Origin of the sequence: Ferruginibacter sp. (genome assembly GCF_028288465.1) — a bacterium.
In the GTDB taxonomy this organism is placed as follows: Bacteria; Bacteroidota; Bacteroidia; order Chitinophagales; family Chitinophagaceae; genus Ferruginibacter.
Genome location: NZ_JAQBNR010000021.1, coordinates 174,347 through 193,756 on the forward strand (window position 1 = coordinate 174,347; position 19,410 = coordinate 193,756).

At 41.1% G+C, this 19,410-nt stretch carries 21 protein-coding genes; 5 read left to right on the top strand and 16 right to left on the bottom strand.

Annotation, left to right across the window (positions count from 1 at the left end):
- Position 1: 1 nt before the first annotated feature.
- Positions 2–400 carry a Dabb family protein gene (locus JWR61_RS09910; protein WP_301927665.1) on the bottom strand — a complete coding sequence of 133 codons (399 nt, stop codon included), beginning with the start codon at positions 398–400 and terminating at the stop codon, positions 2–4.
- Positions 401–667: 267 nt separating this feature from the next.
- Between JWR61_RS09910 and JWR61_RS09915 the strand changes: the two genes are divergently transcribed.
- Positions 668–1,741 (top strand): hypothetical protein, encoded by a 1,074-nt coding sequence (locus JWR61_RS09915; protein WP_301927666.1) that lies wholly within the window; start codon positions 668–670, stop codon positions 1,739–1,741.
- 52 nt (positions 1,742–1,793) lie between these two features.
- On the opposite strand, the gene JWR61_RS09920 is transcribed toward JWR61_RS09915, so the two are convergent.
- The 3 genes from JWR61_RS09920 to JWR61_RS09930 all read right to left on the bottom strand — a co-directional run bounded on the left by JWR61_RS09920 (position 1,794) and on the right by JWR61_RS09930 (position 3,972).
- Positions 1,794–2,549, bottom strand: a complete 756-nt coding sequence (locus JWR61_RS09920) for a PIG-L deacetylase family protein (protein WP_301927667.1) — start codon at positions 2,547–2,549, stop codon at positions 1,794–1,796.
- Positions 2,550–2,610: 61 nt separating this feature from the next.
- Entirely contained in the window at positions 2,611–3,129 is a 519-nt protein-coding gene (locus JWR61_RS09925) for a 5'(3')-deoxyribonucleotidase (RefSeq protein ID WP_290337653.1), read from the bottom strand.
- Between the two features lie 78 nt (positions 3,130–3,207).
- Complete coding sequence (locus tag JWR61_RS09930) at positions 3,208–3,972, bottom strand: SDR family NAD(P)-dependent oxidoreductase (protein WP_301927668.1); 765 nt, start codon at positions 3,970–3,972, stop codon at positions 3,208–3,210.
- A 206-nt stretch (positions 3,973–4,178) separates the two neighbouring features.
- Here JWR61_RS09930 and JWR61_RS09935 point away from each other — a divergent pair, with 206 nt between their 5' ends.
- Positions 4,179–4,973, top strand: coding sequence for a DUF481 domain-containing protein (locus JWR61_RS09935; RefSeq protein ID WP_290337655.1), 795 nt, complete (start codon positions 4,179–4,181; stop codon positions 4,971–4,973).
- A gap of 7 nt (positions 4,974–4,980) precedes the next feature.
- On the opposite strand, the gene JWR61_RS09940 is transcribed toward JWR61_RS09935, so the two are convergent.
- From JWR61_RS09940 to JWR61_RS09985, 10 genes are all read right to left on the bottom strand, one after another.
- Complete coding sequence (locus JWR61_RS09940; protein ID WP_301927669.1) at positions 4,981–6,240, bottom strand: aminotransferase class V-fold PLP-dependent enzyme; 1,260 nt, start codon at positions 6,238–6,240, stop codon at positions 4,981–4,983.
- Between the two features lie 88 nt (positions 6,241–6,328).
- Complete coding sequence (locus JWR61_RS09945) at positions 6,329–7,414, bottom strand: DUF4249 domain-containing protein (protein ID WP_301927670.1); 1,086 nt, start codon at positions 7,412–7,414, stop codon at positions 6,329–6,331.
- Between the two features lie 2 nt (positions 7,415–7,416).
- Positions 7,417–9,786: a TonB-dependent receptor gene (locus tag JWR61_RS09950; protein ID WP_301927671.1), complete on the bottom strand. Its 2,370-nt coding sequence runs from the start codon at positions 9,784–9,786 to the stop codon at positions 7,417–7,419.
- Between the two features lie 410 nt (positions 9,787–10,196).
- Complete coding sequence (locus JWR61_RS09955) at positions 10,197–11,384, bottom strand: molybdopterin molybdotransferase MoeA (protein ID WP_301927672.1); 1,188 nt, start codon at positions 11,382–11,384, stop codon at positions 10,197–10,199.
- Between the two features lie 66 nt (positions 11,385–11,450).
- Positions 11,451–12,206, bottom strand: a complete 756-nt coding sequence (locus tag JWR61_RS09960) for a sulfite exporter TauE/SafE family protein (protein WP_301927673.1) — start codon at positions 12,204–12,206, stop codon at positions 11,451–11,453.
- Positions 12,161–12,592 carry a ThiF family adenylyltransferase gene (locus tag JWR61_RS09965; protein WP_301927674.1) on the bottom strand — a complete coding sequence of 144 codons (432 nt, stop codon included), beginning with the start codon at positions 12,590–12,592 and terminating at the stop codon, positions 12,161–12,163. The genes JWR61_RS09960 and JWR61_RS09965 overlap by 46 nt, the downstream gene beginning before the upstream one ends.
- The gene (locus tag JWR61_RS09970; RefSeq protein ID WP_301927675.1) at positions 12,585–13,238 is read right to left on the bottom strand and encodes an NTP transferase domain-containing protein; all 654 of its coding nucleotides are present in this window, start codon (positions 13,236–13,238) and stop codon (positions 12,585–12,587) included. The genes JWR61_RS09965 and JWR61_RS09970 overlap by 8 nt, the downstream gene beginning before the upstream one ends.
- Positions 13,171–13,653 carry a cyclic pyranopterin monophosphate synthase MoaC gene (moaC, locus tag JWR61_RS09975; RefSeq protein ID WP_301927676.1) on the bottom strand — a complete coding sequence of 161 codons (483 nt, stop codon included), beginning with the start codon at positions 13,651–13,653 and terminating at the stop codon, positions 13,171–13,173. The genes JWR61_RS09970 and moaC overlap by 68 nt, the downstream gene beginning before the upstream one ends.
- A complete protein-coding gene (gene moaA / locus JWR61_RS09980; protein WP_301927677.1) occupies positions 13,650–14,627 on the bottom strand; it encodes a GTP 3',8-cyclase MoaA in 978 nt (325 codons plus the stop codon). The genes moaC and moaA overlap by 4 nt, the downstream gene beginning before the upstream one ends.
- A 66-nt stretch (positions 14,628–14,693) precedes the next feature.
- Positions 14,694–14,933 carry a MoaD/ThiS family protein gene (locus JWR61_RS09985; protein ID WP_301927678.1) on the bottom strand — a complete coding sequence of 80 codons (240 nt, stop codon included), beginning with the start codon at positions 14,931–14,933 and terminating at the stop codon, positions 14,694–14,696.
- 238 nt (positions 14,934–15,171) lie between these two features.
- On the opposite strand from JWR61_RS09985, the gene JWR61_RS09990 reads away from it, so the two are divergent.
- Positions 15,172–15,996: an SGNH/GDSL hydrolase family protein gene (locus tag JWR61_RS09990; RefSeq protein WP_301927679.1), complete on the top strand. Its 825-nt coding sequence runs from the start codon at positions 15,172–15,174 to the stop codon at positions 15,994–15,996.
- A gap of 120 nt (positions 15,997–16,116) precedes the next feature.
- On the opposite strand, the gene JWR61_RS09995 is transcribed toward JWR61_RS09990, so the two are convergent.
- Positions 16,117–16,974, bottom strand: a complete 858-nt coding sequence (locus JWR61_RS09995) for a ThuA domain-containing protein (RefSeq protein WP_301927680.1) — start codon at positions 16,972–16,974, stop codon at positions 16,117–16,119.
- Between the two features lie 307 nt (positions 16,975–17,281).
- Here JWR61_RS09995 and JWR61_RS10000 point away from each other — a divergent pair, with 307 nt between their 5' ends.
- Complete coding sequence (locus tag JWR61_RS10000) at positions 17,282–17,776, top strand: DUF4251 domain-containing protein (protein ID WP_301927681.1); 495 nt, start codon at positions 17,282–17,284, stop codon at positions 17,774–17,776.
- Positions 17,777–18,048: 272 nt separating this feature from the next.
- On the top strand, positions 18,049–18,921 hold the full coding sequence (locus JWR61_RS10005) for an OmpA family protein (protein WP_290337669.1): 873 nt from the start codon (positions 18,049–18,051) through the stop codon (positions 18,919–18,921).
- A 78-nt stretch (positions 18,922–18,999) separates the two neighbouring features.
- Here JWR61_RS10005 and JWR61_RS10010 read toward each other — a convergent pair whose 3' ends face one another.
- Positions 19,000–19,326 carry a multidrug efflux SMR transporter gene (locus tag JWR61_RS10010; protein ID WP_290337670.1) on the bottom strand — a complete coding sequence of 109 codons (327 nt, stop codon included), beginning with the start codon at positions 19,324–19,326 and terminating at the stop codon, positions 19,000–19,002.
- Positions 19,327–19,410: the final 84 nt, after the last annotated feature.

The window sequence follows — 19,410 nt, forward strand, 5'->3', positions numbered from 1 at the left end:
ATTATTGATTTACAAAATAATCCACTACGAGCACCTTTTCCATGTAGGGTTTCAGGTGGTTGTTTACAAAATCGTTATGCGCCGGGTTGTCCCTGTAAGCCTGCCTGCCTTTTTCGTCATCAAAGCTTACAACAAAGCAATGTGTCAATCCTTCATTAAAACCTTCCGGACTATTGTTGGTGCCCCACTCAAACCCTTTTACCGAAGGTACTTTCGATGGCAGTGCTCTGAAAGTGTTCTCTATATCCTGCACGATGGCCGGTGTTGCCGCCGCCGTAAATTTGAACATCACTACGTGCCGCAATACTTTTTGCGGACTCTTTAAAAATGCCAGTGGAACAAAGCTTAGAACGGCAACCGTTGTTAAAGCGAGGACAAACAGTATTGTTGTTTTTTTCATGATGACACATTTGATATCGTTTTTAATTGACAGAACAATATTACAATCGTTCTGAGTCAATTTAAATAGCAAGTCCAGCCACGTCCAAAATGAAATAGTTGTATATTTAAAAATGGTGGTTTATTACGGGCAGGATAGAAACGCTGATTTAACAGATGATATGAGACTGATCTTGATTTATGCTGTCCTGGCGAAACAAGATATCATCAGGCGAACAAAAAATCTGTCTTATCTGTTTTAATCCGCTGCAGCAGCGTTTATATCTCTATGGCAACAAAATTCTTTACAGAAATTATTTATTTAAAATACCGGGAGCCATTGAAAAAAATAATTAAAACACAGTATGATACAGTAAAAGTCAGCTTTGGTATTTACATTATCGCCGAAGTAAGGAAGCGAACCAATAAGGAATATCCAACAGAAACCGACATCAAAAAAATGTTGTTGAAAACAGGTAAACAAAGTGCAGGCGTGCTGTCCGCAGCCAAACAAATATCAAGGTATTGCAAAACCAATCGCGATTATTTATTAAAAGCAAAAGAAGAAACCTTCAACCTTGTGGCACAGGCACTGAACCTGCCGGTACCACATTTTAACCAGTTTCATGAACGCATCAGCCAGTTGTATAAAAGAAGCAGGAACTATAATACATACCTGGAAAAAGCAGAAAATTATTTACTGCAGTTTAAAGCCGCCGATGATGAAACCTATTTTAAGCGCCTGTTAAATTACCGGGAAGAAACGGGTATTAAAACCATCCTTATCAACTACCCTTTTGGCGAGCTGGACGCCAACTTACCTGCAACACATTTTGGTGCCTACACCGACATCAAAACCGAAGTGCTTTTCAAACAATTATGTACCCGGATGAATGTGAGCAATTATAAAATCTTAACCGATTCTTCCGTAGTGGAACAATTTGAAAAAGAAAACAATAAGCGGGAAACATGGGTGAATATTGGATTATTTGGCAACCGGCTGACCGCATCCCTGTTAAAGAAAAATGCATTTGGCAATTGCTTCGACTGGTTGCCACAACAAAATAAAATAGTACTGATGGGTAAAGCGTACGCCGCCAACAGGGAGAAGAAAATAGACTACGGTGTATTTGCCAGGCTGCAACTCATCAACCGAAAGACGATCATCCTCATTGGCGGAATTGAAGGCTACGGCACCGAAAAAACTGGCGAATATGTTTGGCGCAACTGGCGGAAAATGTATGACATCGTAACCGCTGCCAAAGCATCCTCGGTAATTGTTTTATTTAAAATTTTTAACGGGAAAATTCATCAGCAAAAAGTGGTGGAGTTGCCGGAAGTTGTATTAGCTGCAAAAAAATAATCGTGTTGACCAGCCTACGGGAACGAGTGGTTGCTAACTGCGAATATGTTATTCACCCAAAATCAAGTGCCGTTCCCATCCTTACAAAAGCCTCTGCAGCAGCCACATTTATTTCTATGCCACGAAATATTTCCATCATACCATGGTTGCAATCAGATGCTGCATAAATGCCCGGCGGGTTTTGGCTGGTGTGACAAAATACCGCTTTCTTTTTCTGTTCTTTTGTGTTGGTGATATCTACATAATCGGTCGGCTTAAAACCCATCGTTTGAGAACCGGTGCATACTTCAAAAAAATAAAGTTCAAATATTTTCCCAAGTCTCACCCAGCTTTGTATGGTTAGCAGACTGGCTGCCTGATGGTCTTTATGTGTATCAATTGGCCAGTGTGTAAAAACAATATCCGGCTTCTCCATCTTAATCAGTTCCTGTATTTTTCCTACCCATTCATTGTCTACCATACCTGCGCCGTCTATTTGGCCGGCGAATATTGGTTTGGCATTTAAAATTTTACAGGCAGCAATTGCTTCTTTGGTGCGAATGGCCGCAGCTTCTGCATGGCTCTTGCCGGGTATGCCTGCTTCACCACTGGTTAAATAAATAATTGTTACGTCATGCCCCTGCACCTGCAGCATCGCCAATGTTCCACCACAGCCACTTTCCGGGTCATCGGGATGGCCGCCCACGCAAACAATTTTTAATTTTTTGTTTTGCTTTTGAGGATTGCCTGCCGTTACAAAAGCAGGTAAACTAAATGCTGTAGTTGCAGCTAACATATTTTTGGCAAAGGTTCTGCGGGAAGTGGACATGACTTTTAATTTGCTGAATCGTTAATAATATTGAATCAATAGCTTTGTTATAAATTAAATTTCAGGGTAACAACAACTGTTCAATTTGCTGCCAGTTATCTACCCTTTTATGCACGCCCTCATCCGCCAGCTGATTGTGCGGTTGCGTAAATAAAATGGTTTCGCCAGTGAAATAATTTAAGTTTTTAAAATGATCGTCAATCATAATATCGGCTTTGATAATTTCCTTTGATCCGCAAAAAACCATTTGCTGCCAGCCAATAAATGGAAAATGTTCGTTGAGCCAGTCCCGTTTTTCACCAAAGCTGGTAGGAAATTCCATTGCGGCGGACACGATAAAAACTTTATACTGATCATTCAGTTTTTCCAGCACCTGCTGGCTTCCTTCCATTACAGGCGCATGACGAAAAAAGCCTGGACTGGTTACATACTGGTAGGCATTTTCAAAAACCTCGTGTTCAAATTTCCCGACGGCATCCTCCAATGTGATGATTTTACCGGTTTCAGCAGTGTACAGTTTTAAAAACTGGCTGTACACATTCGCAATCACCCCATCCATGTCAACTGATATTCTTTTCATGTTTTATTTTAAACAAATTTATCGTTATGCTTTTAAATTCCGGTTGAAAAAATCACTGCAACAATTAGAAACCAGTCACTACACATTGATGCCACCACTCACTTCAATGCGCTGGCCATTGATCCACCTGGCATCATCTGTACATAAAAATGCCACCACGCTCCCGATGTCGTCAGCCGCTCCCACACGGCCCAGCGGCGACAGCGAACTGAGGAAACCTTTCATTTGAGGATTGCTGCGGATAGCGGCATTGTTGAAGTCAGTTTCAACCGGGCCGGGTGCTACAACATTGGCCCCAATCCCCTTTGCACCCAACTCCTTCGCCAGGTATTTGGTAAAGGTTTCAATAGCACCTTTCATTGATGCATACAGCGAATAGCCAGGATTGGCAAACCTGGTAGTACCAGAAGATATGTTGATGATACGGCCGCCGGGATTGATATTTGGCACTAATTTCTGCGTTAAAAAATAGATGCCCTTATAATGAACGTTTAAAAAATCAGTAAACAGTTCTTCGGTTACTTTTTCAAAAGGCACGGTAGCGCCCATGCCTGCATTGTTAACTAAAAAATCAAAGGAACCGGTTGACCACACGGATTGCAAGGTGGCTGAAACCTGCTGAACAAATGCATCCAGCGAATTAAAATCACTCATATCCAGTTGCAGTATTACCGCCTTTTGCCCCATTCCTTCAATGGCTTTTACAACTTCTTCCGCTTCTGCCTGACTACTGCGATAAGTTAGAATGACATCTATTCCTTTGCGGGCAATACTGATAGCCATATCTTTTCCCAGGCCGCGGCTGCCACCGGTTACAAGGGCTATTTTCGTTGTTGCTGACATATTAATTTTGATTGGTTGAATAATGTACAAATCTACTGCATGCAGCTACGGAATGACGGCAGGAACTCATTTTATTTGGCTAATTTTTCTGCCCCCCAGGAAAAGTTTCCGTTAACATGCAGATAGCTTTTATCCGATGCACCTGTGTCTTTTTATATTTATTTTTGCGGCAAATAATTTTGAACGATTCTCTAAAACGAGGTATTTTGAAAAAATCAATGCTGCTTTTTTCGGCGATTTTTTATTTTGCTTTTTGCAATGCCCAAATTTTAACCATTGACAAAACAGACACTTCAGCCTATACAAAAAGAACAATGCTGAAAGCTAACCTGGCCATTGGTATTGAAGGTGATAAACAGAGACAATTATTACTGGATGGTACCAATGCCCTGGATGTACAGTTACGCCACTATAAGGAATTGCTGATACTCGCTGCCAGCTACCGTTTTACCTATAATGGCGGACAAGATTTTTTAAATTCAGGTTACCTGCATCTCCGCTGGCGGCATGATTATAAGAACACCTGGCAGCCGGAAACTTTTGTGCAATATCAATGGAACAATTCAAGGGGGTTGCTGCACCGGTTAACAAGCGGGATTAACGCCCGGTACAATCACTGGAATAAAAACAACCAGGAGTTTAGTGTTGCTTCCGGCGTGATGTATGAAAACGAAACCTGGAACTACACAGCAGTTGATTCTGCTTTAAAGCCTGCCATTCAAACCAACCAGGTAACAAGCTTGCTAAAATCAAATAATTATGTAAGGTGGGAAGGAAAAACGTCTGCCAACAGCAATATTTCAGCTGTGGTATTTTTGCAGATGCCATTCAATAACTTGTTCGGCCAGTACCGCCTTGCATCCAATATCAACTTTACCGTCAACTTTGCAAAACATTTTGATTTGGGGTTCTCTTTCAGTTCCATGTACGATTCAAGGCCCGTGGTACCTATCCTGAAATTTTACTACAACTTTTCCAACAGCATTGTGTACAAATTTTAACGGTTAATTATTTCAATTCCGTCAATGCCTTTACCAATACATCCAGTTCTTCTGGCATGGTAAATACATTGGGTGTTATTCTGCAACCCTGCACATTGGCGGAATCAATCGCCACTGTATATATTTTATATTTTTTCAGTAATGTATCTGCCAACTCCCCCGGCTTCATTCCTTTTATACCTGCGTTGGCTATTCCACAACAACGGGCTGCATCTACAGGCGTGTTTACAATTACATTTGGTAAACTACGCACTTTACTTGTCCAGTATTGCTGCAGGTATCGCAGCCTTGCTTCCTTTCGGGCCGGTCCAATCATATTGTAATAGTCAATGGCTGCGCCAATAGCAAGATCAGTAGCTGCAGGATGTGTACCAATATGGTTGAGCCTTGAAATATCATTGGCATCCTTGCCGCCCTCTGCAAGCAAGGGCCAGATATCACCTGCCTTTCCTTTTTTAACATACAACATTCCCGAACCCAATGGCACACTCAGCCATTTATGCAGGCTGGCACCATAATAATCACAATGCAGGTCTGCAATTTTAAATTCAATATGCGCAATGGCATGGGCTCCATCCACCATAACCGCTACGCCTTTACCATGGGCCATGTCGCAAATTTTTTGTACCGGTAAAATATGGCCCGTAATATTTACCATATGAGGTATCATCAGCAACCGTGTATTGCTGTTGAGTTGCGCTGCGTACAGCTGCACGATTTCTTCGTCCGTTGCAGGATGATTGGGTATAGATACAATTTTATTTACGACTCCAAATCTCGCTGCTACCTGTTTAAACATTTCCTGCATAGAGCCGTAATCCTGTTCGGCCATAACCGCCTCATCGCCGGATTTCCAGTGAATGCCACCGATAATCATATCCAGGCTCTCGGTTGTATTGCGGGTAATAATTAATTCTTCCGGGCTGCAACCGGTCATGGCAGCCAGTTTGGTGGCCATGCTTTTCTTATTATCAAATTGTACCGTACGCATGTAATAAGCACCCTGGTAATTTATTTCTCTTATTTGTTTGATATAATTTTCCAGTATTTGTTCTGGCATAATATTATAATAGCCATTCTCAAGATTGATATAATCCGGCTTCAATCTGTATCCTCCCCTGATGCCTGCCCAAAAAGACTCATCCGAAGCTACCTTTTCAGCAGGCAAATGATTCACCCTGTCTACCCAGTTGGCCAGCGCATTGCCTGTTAATGGTACACCGATGCCGGCCATGGCGACTTTTTTTATAAAGGAGCGTTTGTTCATACGAGTTGATTTACTGCAGGTGAATGTTGCTGTAAATTAATTAATAAACCTATCAATGAAAAGATAAATAAAGGCAGTGTTCAAAATACTACCAGTACACTTTTATTTGTTCAGCATTTTCCCAGCCGGGCGGCGGTGGATACTGATGATCGGGTGGATAAGCAAGTGCATTTGAAAAATAATCAAAACAGGAAATATACTGGTCGGGAATAAATTGCTGCGCAGATATTTGCAGCAAATAAGGAGTAATGCTGTAAGGCACCAGTATCACTTTTCTATGTGTTACTGATGATGCCGAAAAGTAGCCCAGCGTTATATCGCCTGTGTTGGCGGCATTGTACACATTGCCCCTGATTGATGCGGGCAAGGGATCCAGGATACCGCCTGTTCTCGTCTGCTGATCCTGGTAGTGTTGCCAAAACTGGTACGCCTCTCTTGTCATAGATAGCTGGCTGATATCAACAAAGTCATTGAGGTAAGTATACACATAACATTTCCCTACTGTTTGATTCCGTATGTCGTTTCCATTGATAGCGGCATCCGATAAAATACGGACTTCTTTATCAACATTTTTTACGTAGCAGTATTCATTCATGATACAATTGATGCCGCAGGATACGCCCCTGGTTTGTCTTCCGCTATATCCCATGAAAGTCCAGCGGTAATAATTTTCATCCGCTGCCGGATCTCTGGTATTGACGGTAACGTTGATGAACGTTGGGTAAAACATATCAAACTGATTGACGAAATTGGTATTGATTTCGGCAATGGGCACTGCAGGTTGTATTTTTTCTGGTACAGAAACATATTTCCTGCCATCTTTTAAAATAACAGTTACGCTATAACTCCTGCCGGTTTTGCCAACATAATTTGTATCCGTTGTTGTATACACGCCTTGTGAGGTATATGACAGTGAGGCAGCGTTTCCCAAATCATCAGCAATGGTAACCGTTGCATCTTTTTCAAGATATTGGTCAGGGATGGTATCGCTGTAAGCAATTGGTCCGGAGTAAGTTAACTTTACCGTATAAGGAACAGAATCTGTTGTGATATTTCCTTCCACAACAAGAATTGGCGGCGCATTTCTCAAAGCCACATCTACCTGTTTAATACAGGATTGCCCGGTGATAGAAATCACGGTAATTACAAAAATTATTTTTAGCAGCTGCATCATCGTTAAAAATTATAGTTCCAGGATAAAGAAGGAATTAGTCCGCCTACAACTGACAACCGGTAGCCCAGCAGCCGGGTATCATCTCTTCTGAAATAAATTGAATAGGCATTTTTATGCATGTAAATGTTATAGAAAGAAATGTTCCAGATGCTGTAGCTTTTTTGTTCGGCATATCTTTTTGAAACAAAGGTAAAACCTGCATCCAGCCTGTGATACGCTGGCAGACGATCCATGTTACGCAAAGAATAATTGGTTACAATGCCGCCGTTAAAAACATAGTTCCCGTCGGGGTATGTAGCTGGCCGGCCGGAACTGAAAATAAAATTGCTGCTAAAGCTCCAGCCCCTGCCCAATTTTATTTTCGAAATGATGGCCAGGTTGTGCGGCCTGTCAATATCCGCCGGGTAATAATTGCCACCGTTTACTGTTTCGGATGCAAACTGGGTAAGCACTTGTACCTGCGACCTGGAATAGGTGTAATTAACCTGGCCGGTAACTTTGCCGCTATTTTTTGCAACGCTAAATTCAAATCCGTAGGCCCTTCCCCTTGCATTTAATAAAGCTGTTTCGATGTATGGATTCAATAATAACAAAGCTCCGTCTTTATACTGCACCGTATTTTGGGTTGTTTTATAATAGGTTTCAAAAGAAGCTTCATACTGGTTGCTATTGAAATTTCTAAACACACCCGCCGCATATTGATCCCCGGTCTGCCTGTTGATAAAGCGGTCACTTAATTTCCAGAAATCAACCGGGGAAATGGAAGTAGTGTTTGAGATCAAATGCAAAAACTGCTGCCCCCGGTTGTAGCTTAGCTTCAAGGAAAGGTCATCTCTGAGACCAATCTTTAATGATACCCTGGGTTCCAAACCACCATAATGTTGTATGCTTTTATTTTTATTAAATGTAGTGCTGTCAGCAATCGTTTCTTTTGACAATGGTACACCCGAATCATAGGAATACACTTTTTTGGGCCCCAGGTAATCATAGCCGGCATACCGCAAACCTACCTGTAAAGAAATTTTATCTGTTATTTCAACCTGGTCGCTTATAAAAATGGCCATCTCCCTGCCTTGCTCTTTTGGAATGGTGAGCGGGATGATACTGCCTGAGTCGGAAGCCGGTGTGCGGCTGCCCGGTGAAATACCATACAATATAAAATCAACACCGGTTTCAATGGTATGTTTGTCATTTGGTTTATATACGAATACCGGCTTTAGTTGTTTCTGCGTGATGGATGAAGGAAGTTTAAATTCATAATATTTATCCAGGCCATTGATGGTAGAAATAAACTGGCTGTAATTGGCATTGAGCTTTAAAGAAAGTTTGGGACTGATGTCCGCATTGTAATTGAACGACACCAGGTTGGACTCCCAGTTATAAGCAGTTGACCCATCAAACCTGAACTTATCATAGCTGCGGTAGCCGGTTACAGACAATTTATTAGCGTGGTTAATGGTGTACTCCGCCTTGGCAATACCATCATAAAAAAAAGCCCGGCTGCTGCCAAATTTATCTCCCAGCTGATTCAATATTAAATCAGGATAGGCTGCACGAAAGCCGGCAATAAAAGTAAGTTTATCTTTTATCAGCGGGCCATTCATAAAAAAACGTCCGCTCATGGGGCCAACACCGCCCGTATATTGCATCCTGCTGACGTTGCCACTTTTTATTTTCATGTTTAACAGGGAAGACAAACGACCGCCATAAGCCGAAGGCATACCGCCTTTGTATAAGGTTACATCCTGCACCGCATCGGGACTAACAGACGTGTAAAAGCCAAGCAAATGAGAAGTATTGAATAGCGGTGCTCCATCCAGCAATACCAGGTTTTGATCGGCGTTACCACCTCGTACGTTAAACCCGCCTGCGCCTTCGCCTGTACTCGTCACGCCCGGTTGTAAAATCAATGCTTTAATAATATCCGCCTCACCAAAAAGCAATGGACTTCGCTTAATCATCTCAGGATTAATCCTGACGATGTTCATTTCCACAGCCTTTATTTTGTTGTTGTTTTTATAGGCATTCACCACCACTTCATCTAATTGTTCATTGGCCTTCTTTTTTAATTCTATAGTAAGAGATGCACTATCGCCCAACAGGTTAATTTCCCTGCTGGCGTGCAGATATCCTACTGACGAAATGGTAATGGAGAAATAAGGAATGGGAGAAGGCAGCACAAAATAACCACTGTCGTTGGTGGAAACACCGGCCAGGGTTTGATCTAGCACGACGCTAACATTTTTAAGTGGTAAATGTGTATCAAGATCTATCACTTTTCCTGTTGCCTTAAAATCCAGTTGCGCCATACTTTTAAAAGGAAATAACAACAATAGCAGGATACGAAATAACAACCGCGGCGATACAGGCATGAAGCAATAGTTTTATAACCAATGAATATAGATGAATATAGATGAAATTTTTCAATGTGCACCGGGAGAATATAGAGAAGGTAATAGTTTATTGATGAGAGGTATTTTGGCGGCACAATGCGCTTTAACAAACGTTAATTCAATGTAGTTTTTTTTCTATAGTGGTTTCAAGTGTTAGCTATATGCTAATGCAATTTATTATCTCAACTTAAGGCTCCTAAATCCTGCGAACTAAACCAGCCAGTGCCGGGTGTTTGTAAACTTTCCCGGTTAAAAACAGATCTACATTTTATATCGTCAAGACATTTTGCCATACCTGAAATGTTCTCCATAATACACACTGCGATTCTTTTTTAGCAGTAATTACTTCTGGCGCAGGAATCCCATCCTGCGCCCACTTTTTTTACAGATTAATTAATTTTAAGAAAGGCAAAGACTGAACCGGAAGAATAATGCATGGCTCCCTTAGGGAGATAAATAAACCCATCTGTTTTGGTAAGACTAAATAAATCTCCTGACCCATTATTAACTATTTCTTTTACCGTATTATCATCATTGCTGATTTTAACAGGTATAAATAATGACAAAGCTGCGGAGCCATTGATTTCGCCTGATAACTTCGCCAGCGGCAGCTTTTGGTGGTTATTAAAATTGTTTGAAAGCCATTGCCGGAAATAAAACTGATGGCAGACAAATGTAGAAACCGGATTGCCCGGATAAGCGAAAACATGGGTTTGCAGCGCAGGTTGATGACCAAACCAAAAAGGCTTTCCGGGGCGTTGAGCTACCTGGTGAAATAGCTTTTGCACACCCAGCTTTTCCAATATTGCAGGCACAAAATCATATTTTCCTTTTGATACTCCACCACTGATGAGCACCACATCGTAATCGTTTACGATTGCAGAAAGTTGAGTAAGCAATATTGTTTCATCATCATTTATATGAAATATATCTGCAGCGATAGAATCCGTTTGAAGGGCGGCCTGCAAAGCATATACATTCGACATGCGCACCTGGTGACTTTCCGGCACCTGTGCAACCGGCACCAATTCGTTCCCCGTGGCGACGATGGCTGTTTTTGGCAAAGTAAAAACCGGGACTTGTTCAATACCAACTGCCGCCAGCAAACCTGCATCTGCTGCTGCCAGGCGCTTACCCTTCTGCAACGCCAGCGTCCCCTTTTTATGATCGCTCCCCTGCGCATGGATATGATTCTTTGAATCAAAGGGCTGTTTCAAAAATGCCCTGTTATCAATAACATCAATCTGTTCATAAGGTACAATAGTATCAGTACCGGCTGGTACCAAAGTACCCGTCATTACTTCAATACAATTTTGCTGCTGTTGCAATTTCTTTTGAACATCCCCAGCTGCCTGTATTCCTTCAATTAAAAAACCATACTTGGTGCCCGCGTCGATTGCGCTGCTGTTAATAGCAATCCCATCCATCATTACCCTGTCGTAGGGTGGAGAATCTCTGTCGGCAAAAATATCTTCTGCCAAAAACCGGTGTACAATTTTATTAAGCAAAACCCTTTCTGTGCCATAGTTACCCGGCTTTGATAAAACAATTTCAAGCGCTTCTTCAACTGATATCATGAACGAAAATTTTGTGTACTAATCCATATAGTTACATTTTCTTAGGATTTCGAAACGGTCTGATTATTAAATATGCTCTGCCAATAATTTTACGCCTACAACCATAATTAAAACTGCTGTCAGCCTTTTTATCAGCAAAGCATCAAATAATCTCATACTGATTAGCGAACCAGCTAAGCCACCAATTACCACTGCCGCCATCACACAAAGCGTAAAAGGCACTAACACCGTAATTGAACCGCTGACAGCCAGCCCGGCAATACCACCGATGGAATTTACCAGGATAAAAAAGCTGGCTATACCTGCAATATTTTTTGCTTCTTCCCAATTTAACAAGTTCAGTACCGGGGATAAAAATATCCCCCCGCCAATACCCACCATACCGGATAAAAATCCCAGCCCCGTGCCCAAAGGAATGGACCGAATCAATATTTTTTTTCTGTCTGTAACAGGCTTTACCGGTCTTACCACCTGGAAAAACAAGGCAATGGCGGAAAGTACCAGCACCGCTCCCAACAAGATAAAGAAAGTGCGTTCCGATAATTTAAAGGTGGCTCCCAGCAGAGCAGCAGGCACACTAAAAATAACGTACGGGATTGCCTTTTTTAAAGACAAAAAACCTTTTGAATAAGCGATAGCGCAACCGATTGTTACCACTGCAATATTGCACAGCAATGCATGAGTGCGAATGGTATTGAAATCAGTTATGAACAGACTGAGAATAGCAAGGTAACTGGAACCGCCCCCAAAGCCAACACTGCTGTATAAAAAAGCAATCACCAGGAAAAGCAGCGAAATAATGATAAGAGTAGAAGTGTGCATTTTACATAATTATTGATACGAAGATAAACCGCCCTGCAGGCTAAACACATTGTGCCCTGCGCATTTTGCGGGGTTAAAAATGTATCGTGACATATGATGTTTGTTGAAGGGTTTTGAAGGGAACGTTTTTTAGATAATACCGCCACTTTCTTTGGACCTGTTTCTGCTTTGTCAAATAAGGTTTGTCCTGGCAGATTGCTGAGTGCAATGGTATCTTCATCTGCCAGCCCGATGGCGCCAACGCCCATACTATTGAGATACTGCGCATAACGTGTTCCCAATCCACCCGCGTCTGCAATCGGCAATTTACCGTTTTGATGCGCCTGCTGCCCGGCTATGCCGAAACCTTTTAGTTTTATCTGTTTGGAAAATCTAAGTTCATTCATGATTGGATGCCATCCTGTTTTTTGCCTCCAGGAAATCGGTGTAATAATTGGCATTAAAAAGTTCGGCATCATCTGCCGGAAAAATCGTTTTAATTTCCTGGCCAATCAAAAATTTTCGGGGACACGTACTGCCACTTTGTATATAGGTTTCGGCTGCTTCCAAAGCAGCAGGTTCCCATATTGCAATCAATGGTTCCGGCAATTTAGATTGCGTAGCTGCATAAGCTGTAGCAGGCTTTTGGCTATCCCGCTGATTAATTAATTGAGCAATTGTTTCACCGGTCAAATGCGGCAAATCCACTGCCACCACCAGCCAGGCTTTATCGGGATAAGCATGATGTGCAGATAAAATGCCATTCAGTGGCCCTTTGTAAAGACCTTCATCCGTAATATATGCTTCGCCTGTTTGCAAATTATTTACCTGGTCTACCCGGCAGCTTATAAAAACTTTTGCGCAATATTTTGTCAGCAGCTGGTATAAAAAACTGCGTTGGTTAATGGCTTCGTGATATTGCAATTCGCCCTTATCCATATTCATCCTGCTGCCTTTCCCACCCGCCAGCACAAGGCCATATAAGTCACCTGTTAAAATCACTTTTACCTCCTTTTTTTTCCAGTAACCTGGTTTGTGAAATGATGATATCATGCGACAGTGCTTTGCACATATCATACACTGTTAATGCCGCCACAGACGCCGCCGTTAAAGCTTCCATCTCAACACCGGTTTTACCATCACATTTTACCGTGGCATTTATCAGCAATAAATTTTCGCCAGGTTCTATATTGATTAAAATTTGCGAGAGCGACAACGGATGACAAAGCGGAATTAAGTCAGCCGTGCGTTTAGCTGCCATTGTTGCAGCAATTATAGCTGTGGCAAAAATGCTGCCCTTGCTGCTGAGAAATTTATTTTTTTCAAGCTGTTCAAAAACCGAAACTGGGAATACCACTGTTGACTGAGCCGTTGCTGTTCGGGTGCTGATTTTTTTTTCAGATACATCCACCATCTGCGGATTTCCATCTGTATCAAGATGCGATAGTATGCTTTTCTCTTTTTTCATCCGCCGATTAATGACATTGATTTTTTGAATTCATTTTTTTCCTCTGCTTCAAAGCCATCTTTAAACCGGTTGTGGATAGCCTTCAAAATAAACGGCTTTATTAAATCGGGATGCGGATTTTGTTGCAACAGCTTTTTAAATGATACGCTTTCATTGGTGTACAAACAAGTTTGCAATTCTCCTTTTGCAGAAACCCGGATGCGGTTACAGGTACCGCAGAATGTTCTTGAAAATGAAGGTATAATACCAAATGATCCGCGGCGATTTTCAATGGTATAATTTTCAGATGTTGAACTTGGCCCATCATTCATACGGTGGGTACCCGGGAAATGTTGCTGAATGTGATCCATGATCTTCAAAAAATCCCATTCTATTTTTTCAAAACTTTTGCTGTGGCCGTTAAACGGCATCTCTTCCAAAAAACGAACCGAGACATTCTGTTCGTGAGCAAACTCAATAAAAGGCAAAATATCATCTGTGTTTAAGCCATTCATTACTACGCAATTGATCTTTACATTAAAACCATTTTGCAGCAGTTGCAGCACATTATTGTAAACAACATCAAAATAATTGCGTCGGGTGATGGCATTAAAGCGGTCCTTATCCAGGCTATCCATACTCACGTTTATATTCAATATGCCCAATGCTTTTAAGGCAGCGATATGTTCCCCTATCAACGTTGCATTGGTAGTAATGGAAATTTCTTCCAGCCCTTTTACAGCGGCCAGCCGGTGAAGAAAATCCATGAGCCCCTTTCTCACAAAAGGCTCTCCGCCGGTAATTCTTATTTTAGTAATTCCCAGCTCAATAAAAGTAGACGCAAGCAGGAACATCTCATCCCATGAAAGCAATTCCTTATTATGCGAAAACTCAATTCCTTCCGCCGGCATACAATACTGGCAACGCATATTACAGTTGTCTGTTACAGATAAGCGTAAGTAATTTATAACCCTGTTGTGATTGTCTGTGAGCATTTATTGTAAGGATTTACCCAATGTAATTATTTTTGAATTCTTCATTATAAAACTTGCGGGCAACGCTTAGCCGCCACTAACCGGAGGTATCAGCGCTACTTCATCTTCCCCTGTGATCATGACGTCATTACCTGCATATGTATTGTTAACCGCAACGGATAAGGTCGCCAGTTTTTCCAACGCGGGAAACTGGTCGAAAAGTAGCTTTTTCAATTCGGCAACACTTACCGGATCAGGCCCCGCATCAAACTCCGTAAAAAGATCGCCCGTTATTTCTTTCGCAACCCCAAAGGAAATTATTTTCATATTTCTTTATTTTCGCAACAATGCTTTTATCTTCTACTGCAAATATCAATAAATATAAGCAGGTGAAATTGTAAAAGACCAATTAATTCTGCTAAACTTGTAACCTCCGGTAACTCAAAAAAGCAGCCGGATTTTAACTCATTCCTTATTGCAAATATAAACTGCTTAAGCCCGAACTTCTAACGGTGGACGATTATTAAAAACAATTATATCTTTAAGCAAATAAATCAACAATGCCATGCTGAAACTTCTGGGCCTTGCCGCAACTTTTGCTGCACTCGTATCTTTTAACAATAAGCCTTTAACCTGGGTTGCCATTGGAGATTCCATTACTTACTTAAATGAACACACCAATGAGACTGGTGACCGGGTTACAAAAGGTTATATGACGAGGGTGAAAGAAAAAATGCCCGATATAACCTATGTTAACAAAGGCTACAATGGGTGGACCAGTGGCGGGATTGCTGAAAGTATTGATAAGCTGGAATTAACAAAAGCAGATGTATACTCCGTTTTTTTAGGCACCAACGACTGGTGGCAGGGACGCCCCATTGGCACCATTGACGATTATAAAAACAATACCGGCAATAACACGGTATATGGCAGTTACCGCATTATCATTAACAAGCTGCGCAGTTTAAACAGCGCTGCGGAAATTATTTTAATTACCCCTTTACAACGGGCAGATTTTGTTTATATCACTGATTTTAAAAATAATGCCTGGGGAAGTTACAAAGCGAAAAACGGGCAAACGCTGGAACAGTTTGCTTCCGCCATTAAAGCCATTGCAAAGTACGACCATTGTAAATTGGTGGACCTTTACCATAAGAGCGGCATCACACTAAAGAATATGGTAAAATACAAACGTTTAAAAAACCCATCAACCGGCGTTTACACTAATTATCCCTACCCTGATTTTATTGATGTTCCCTTTAACCCTGCAATGGATGAATATCCCTACCCTGTTGATGCGGTTGATATGACATACGATGGATTGCATCCCTCCGATAAAGGCTATGCGGTGATTGCAGATATGCTGGTTAAGCTGATGAAAAAATTATAATTTTTTTAATGGTTATTTTACCACGTTTTCATTTGGTAAGTTCAAAATGTTTTGCCTGCGGGTAGCTACAAGATGCATAAGCCGCATATTTCCAGCAATGATTGCCAGGGGTAAAATTGGTTATTTTCTTTTTACACCACCCAGCCACAATAACCCATCAATAATCAGTTTGTTTTGCTCTTTACTGCTGAAAGTGGAGGACAACGTTTTGTTGGTTTTATTTTCATAGTCGATATCGTTGTGGCCCATATTGCAGTAGATCATTTTATAGTTTTTATTTGTCCAAACTACCGGGTAATAGCCACTGTGCCATATTTCGGAAGGCTTGGGGCCGGTGCCCAGCGGAAAACTGGAGGAATCAATAGATGCAAGTATAGTGATGTCTGGATTTTTGCCGAGATCATTTTCCCAACGGTACCATTCGTTGGGCGCTGCAGTAAAAGTAGCAGGTAATTTTTTTGTTACAGGGTGGCTTTTATTTTCTACCCGTAATACTGCACTGGTAGGCCGCCAGGTGTTGCTGGCATACGAGCCGGCACCGAGAAAATGATTGTGGTACCAATCCCAGTTTTGCGGAAAGTCGGAAGGTGTTAAGGCAAAGGCCGAAAAATGAAAACCCATCCAGCCGCCACCATCTTCCATATATTTTTCAAAGGCTGCTCTTTGTTTAGCATCCTCCGGGCGGGTGTCTAAAAAAATCACTACCTGGTAACGGGAAAGAAAAGAAGTATTTAAATTGTCCCAGTTGCTGGTAGTATCATATGTATAATGATATTTTCTCCCCATCGCCGGAAACCACTGGTTGGCTTCGTGCACAAAACTGATGTGAGCTTGGTCTTCTTTTGCGGTAAAAAAAGCAATCACGTTAAACCTCTTATTGCCATTTTTTTTCTGTGCAAAAATATTGCAACAAAATAACAGGCATACCAACGAAACAATGAATGAACGCAACAACCCTGTATTAACCTGCTTTTTCATTTTTAATTCTTTTTGTATAACCACACACAAACCGGTGCCTAAAGATACCTGTTAAAAATTGGTTTTATTTATTGCTATTGGTACTCTTTCTTTCATAGAAGTGGCTCCCCCGCATGGTTAAGATCAAGGTTGCCAAAAGATATCGAAAGGCAATGCGGGATAGTAATTGGAGTGATATAAACGCCCCTCCTTACGAGTTTTAATTTCACACCTGTATAGATGCACATTTCAATCACGGCGAGTGTCAACTGTATTATTAACTTTTAATTTAAGAGACAAAATAGTAATTTTAATTATAAAAAGAACCATGAAAAAGACAGTAAAACTATTGCCGTTTTTTCTTTTTTTAATGCTGTTTATGTGCATTCAAATAGTGGTGACTGCCCAGCAAAAAGTTGCTGCAAAAGAAACCACGATAAAAAATTTACTGGATAATCAACGGTATGTTTTTTATGCGGAGTCCGTAATACCCTCAAGCGGCCGCCAGCGCATCTTAACAACTGACTATACCGTTACGATTTTAAAAGATTCGATCATCAGCGATCTCCCCTATTTTGGCCGCGCCTATGCAGCACCCATTGGAAATACAGACGGTGGGATAAAATTTACCTCTGTTGATTTTGACTATTCAATCAACCGCAGAAAAAAAGGAGGTTGGGATGTTAACATTAAACCCAAAGATGGTCAGGACGTACAGAATATGAGCCTCACAATCTACGATAATGGAAAGGCTTACCTGAATGTAAACAGTAACAACAGGCAGGCAATTTCTTTTAACGGTCGTATCACCAACATAAAATAATCAGCTGTATTATTTCAATGAAATTGCCATTCCCAACATCAGATGTTGGGCAATATGGCGCGACTTAAAGTGAATACTCCAGTATGTTTAGACCTAAAAGCACTGCGCAGTGAGCCTGCTGCTTAACACTATTATTACAAATGATGCAACTTATTTACCTTATATTTTGATAATACAATATATCTGCCACGATAGGTATTTTTTAACCAGTGTTTTTTTTTGTTTTAAGTGCTAATCAGATAACTTCGCTAATAACTTAAACTCTTATAAATATGAAATGTAACTACGGTATTGTTTTAGGAACGGCATTTGCCTTATTTTTCAGCTCTTGTGTTAGTAAAAAAGTATTGAAGAGCGAACAAGATAAGAATACTGCACTGCAGGCTGAGTACGCTAAGCTGCAGGAAGATCTTAAAAACTGTACAACCCTTACCGCATCAAATGCCCAGGGAAAAGCGTTGCTTGATGCAGAAATTGCCAGCCTGAAAAAACAAATTGATTTTCTGAAGGAAAACAACACCACTGCCTTAAAGCAACTGGAAAATTTATCAGTCATCAGTGGATCACAGGCTGAAAGTATCAAGAAATCATTGGATAATATTGGTGCAAAAGATGCCTATATCCAGGACCTCCAGTCAGCCATCAGCCGTAAAGATTCTATGAACCTGGCATTGGTTACCAATTTAAAAGGTGCTATTGGCAATATGGACGACAAAGACATCAATATTAAAGTTGATAAAGGTGTTGTTTACATCGATATCAGCGATAAATTATTATTTAAAAGTGGCAGCTATAATGTAAGCGACAAAGCTGGTGCTGTATTGGGCAAAGTTGCTATGGTGTTGAAAAACCAACCGGATATTGAATTTATGGTAGAAGGCCATACGGACAATGTTCCTTACAAAGGAAGCGATATGCTGATTGACAACTGGGATTTGAGTGTTAAAAGAGCTACTGCTGTTGTACGCATCCTGGAAAAACAATATGGCTTAAACCCTGCTAACATTACAGCTGCAGGACGTAGCGAATATAAACCAGTTACCGATAACACTACTGCAGAAGGCAGAGCCGCCAACCGCAGAACAAGAATTGTTATCCTGCCGCAGCTTGACCAGTTCTTTAAATTACTGGAACCCAAAAAGTAATACCATTTTTATAAACGATTTAATACAAAAAAACCATCTGTAAAAAGATGGTTTTTGTTTTTTGATACAGGGTGAGTTTTAGTTTGTAACCACTTTTAATCCTACGATCGAAGCTATTAATGTGCTGATAAAAAACAGGCGTGCAAAATCTGCCGGCTCTTTAAAAAATAATATGCCCGTTAACACGGTACCTACGGCGCCGATACCCGTCCACACTGCATAAGCTGTTCCCATCGGCAATGATTGTGTTGCTTTATATAACAGCAACATACTGAGTGAAAGGCTGATAAAAAAGCCGGCAATCCACAACGTAGATGTAGTGCCGGTAGTTAATTTAGCTTTGCCCAGGCAGGTGGTAAAACCTACTTCAAAAAGGCCTGCAATAATCAGCAAAATCCAGTTCATATTTTATCAAATTTTAATTAAGTAGTGTATATTAATCTGGTGCAAACTTAACATTGTTCTGCCAATACCATTGGGATCCTTACT

What these genes read in the sequence shown, in the direction of transcription:
- JWR61_RS09910 (WP_301927665.1), bottom strand. Translation starts at nt 400, where the DNA reads ATGAAAAAAACAACAATACTGTTTGTCCTCGCTTTAACAACGGTTGCC.
- JWR61_RS09915 (WP_301927666.1), top strand. Translation starts at nt 668, where the DNA reads ATGGCAACAAAATTCTTTACAGAAATTATTTATTTAAAATACCGGGAG.
- JWR61_RS09920 (WP_301927667.1), bottom strand. Translation starts at nt 2,549, where the DNA reads ATGTCCACTTCCCGCAGAACCTTTGCCAAAAATATGTTAGCTGCAACT.
- JWR61_RS09925 (WP_290337653.1), bottom strand. Translation starts at nt 3,129, where the DNA reads ATGAAAAGAATATCAGTTGACATGGATGGGGTGATTGCGAATGTGTAC.
- JWR61_RS09930 (WP_301927668.1), bottom strand. Translation starts at nt 3,972, where the DNA reads ATGTCAGCAACAACGAAAATAGCCCTTGTAACCGGTGGCAGCCGCGGC.
- JWR61_RS09940 (WP_301927669.1), bottom strand. Translation starts at nt 6,240, where the DNA reads ATGAACAAACGCTCCTTTATAAAAAAAGTCGCCATGGCCGGCATCGGT.
- JWR61_RS09945 (WP_301927670.1), bottom strand. Translation starts at nt 7,414, where the DNA reads ATGATGCAGCTGCTAAAAATAATTTTTGTAATTACCGTGATTTCTATC.
- JWR61_RS09950 (WP_301927671.1), bottom strand. Translation starts at nt 9,786, where the DNA reads ATGCCTGTATCGCCGCGGTTGTTATTTCGTATCCTGCTATTGTTGTTA.
- JWR61_RS09955 (WP_301927672.1), bottom strand. Translation starts at nt 11,384, where the DNA reads ATGATATCAGTTGAAGAAGCGCTTGAAATTGTTTTATCAAAGCCGGGT.
- JWR61_RS09960 (WP_301927673.1), bottom strand. Translation starts at nt 12,206, where the DNA reads ATGCACACTTCTACTCTTATCATTATTTCGCTGCTTTTCCTGGTGATT.
- JWR61_RS09965 (WP_301927674.1), bottom strand. Translation starts at nt 12,592, where the DNA reads ATGAATGAACTTAGATTTTCCAAACAGATAAAACTAAAAGGTTTCGGC.
- JWR61_RS09970 (WP_301927675.1), bottom strand. Translation starts at nt 13,238, where the DNA reads ATGATATCATCATTTCACAAACCAGGTTACTGGAAAAAAAAGGAGGTA.
- moaC (WP_301927676.1), bottom strand. Translation starts at nt 13,653, where the DNA reads ATGAAAAAAGAGAAAAGCATACTATCGCATCTTGATACAGATGGAAAT.
- moaA (WP_301927677.1), bottom strand. Translation starts at nt 14,627, where the DNA reads ATGCTCACAGACAATCACAACAGGGTTATAAATTACTTACGCTTATCT.
- JWR61_RS09985 (WP_301927678.1), bottom strand. Translation starts at nt 14,933, where the DNA reads ATGAAAATAATTTCCTTTGGGGTTGCGAAAGAAATAACGGGCGATCTT.
- JWR61_RS09990 (WP_301927679.1), top strand. Translation starts at nt 15,172, where the DNA reads ATGCTGAAACTTCTGGGCCTTGCCGCAACTTTTGCTGCACTCGTATCT.
- JWR61_RS09995 (WP_301927680.1), bottom strand. Translation starts at nt 16,974, where the DNA reads ATGAAAAAGCAGGTTAATACAGGGTTGTTGCGTTCATTCATTGTTTCG.
- JWR61_RS10000 (WP_301927681.1), top strand. Translation starts at nt 17,282, where the DNA reads ATGAAAAAGACAGTAAAACTATTGCCGTTTTTTCTTTTTTTAATGCTG.
- JWR61_RS10005 (WP_290337669.1), top strand. Translation starts at nt 18,049, where the DNA reads ATGAAATGTAACTACGGTATTGTTTTAGGAACGGCATTTGCCTTATTT.
- JWR61_RS10010 (WP_290337670.1), bottom strand. Translation starts at nt 19,326, where the DNA reads ATGAACTGGATTTTGCTGATTATTGCAGGCCTTTTTGAAGTAGGTTTT.